This window comes from Candidatus Limnocylindrus sp. (genome assembly GCF_040397235.1).
Classification (GTDB): Bacteria; Chloroflexota; Limnocylindria; order Limnocylindrales; family Limnocylindraceae; genus Limnocylindrus.
Genome location: NZ_JBBAWH010000012.1, coordinates 1 through 1,714, shown reverse-complemented (window position 1 = coordinate 1,714; position 1,714 = coordinate 1). Strand labels below are relative to the sequence as shown.

General features: G+C 64.7%; 1 protein-coding gene. It reads left to right on the top strand.

What is annotated here, in order from left to right; all coding sequences use genetic code 11:
* On the top strand, window positions 1–1,568 hold a 1,568-nt coding region (locus AC3LB0_RS05915; RefSeq protein ID WP_488650239.1), incomplete at its 5' end, for a hypothetical protein.
* Between the last annotated feature and the right edge of the window lie 146 nt (window positions 1,569–1,714).

Below are 1,714 nucleotides of genomic sequence, written 5' to 3'. Positions count from 1 at the left end.
TTTTGCGCGACGACGTGCGGCGGTGCCTCGCCCGGTGCACGCTGCTGGACCGTGCAGCGCTAATTGCGGATGTGGAGCTGGACCGTGCAGGAGTGCTATTTGCGGATGTGGAGCTGGATGTTGTCGAACAGATGCGTGAACCGGGCTCGGCGAGTGGCAACGTTGAGCGCATCCTTGCCTCTTGCGCTGCACCGACGCACCTACGCGTGCACACCGTCCGCGAGTGCGTCGTCCACGGCTTCAGCGGGCAGCATGTGGAGGAGCCAGCTGCCTTCACTGTCTCGACGACCGTGGTGGCTTCGGTTGAGAGAGCACTTGCCCCCAAGGCCACCAAACACCCATGTGCTCATTGCGCGCAGCCGCTATCACGCGTACGCGTTACGTCCAACGCCGAGCATTGCCTCTTCTTCCAATGGTTCGGAGGAGGAACCAACACCTCCCCCTTGCCGCCTGCGTTGCCTGTCAAACTCCCTCCGCGCATGGTGGGCGCGGAGGGCGACGTGATTCCGTACGACCTTGTCGCCGTGTGCTACAACCCGCCCGGTCACTTTTCTGTGGATCGCATCGATGGCAACCGGTGGTACCGCTTCGACAGTTTCTATACCCATAGTCGCCACGGCACTCCCGCCAGTGTGCCACACGGCCTCAACCAGTGCCTCAGCATGGCGGTCTACCGCCCACGTTCTCCGGCACGGCACGTAGACCGCCCACGTTCTCCGGCACGGCCCTTCTCACTCAGGCAGATGTTCCCGCCCCTTGCGGCTCCCCACACCGCCCATGCCGTGCTGTTCACCGAGAGAGTCGATGCCGGGGGCGTGGCCGCGGTGGGCCTCGCCCTCCACCGCCAGGATCCGACGCTACGAATCGCCACGCTCGTGGCATCGAACTCCGGCCGCCCCGGCGGCGCCTGCCGCGCGCTGAATGGTGATGTGGACCATGCGGCCCTCCATACCGGTCACAAAACGCAGGAGGAGGATGTGGTGTCGAACTGGCTGCTGACCCTCTCGGAGTCGCGGACAGTGCAGTCCACGGAGTTCGCGCGCGTCTCTACGGCCTTCGGTCTGCGCGATGCCAGCGGGACCGACTTCGCCACGATCCAGGGGGTCGACTACACAACGGCCATTCCGCGGATGTACGCAGACGCCTGGTGCATCACGGGCGCACGCCTGTCGGTCAAGACACCCGCACCGGCGGCGTTCGACGCAGCCCAGAGCTACCCAACGAGCCTCATCTTCTGCGCGGGGCCGAACGCACGCGCTCCTCTTCGAGCACCCGCTGCTTCGTCCATGCGCCGGACGTACTCCGCGCAGGCAGACCGTGACCTCACCGTCTTGGTGGCGGGCGCAGCTTGGGCCGTGTACGCCGCCCTGCATGCCTGTGCTGCATGTGGCTGCGATGCGGTGCTGATCCCCTTCGTGAGCGGTGGGTTATACGCCGGGCCACACGACCGCGCTACTCTGCGTTTCCTGTTCCTTGAGAACATTGAGGCGATGTTGAACGTCGGTTTCAACCGAGCCCCCCCCCTCGGCGGTCACTTCCGAGAGGTCATCGTCGTCTTCCTGCGCTGAGATGTGAAAATTGCAAAGCTGGTGGACATGCGGTCCACATGCATGACGGCCGTGTGGCGAGCGTGGTGCCCGCTCACGGCCCGAGAGAGAGGGAGCGAGAGCGAGAGAGAGAGAGAGAGAGAGAGAGAGAGAGAGAGAGAGAGAGA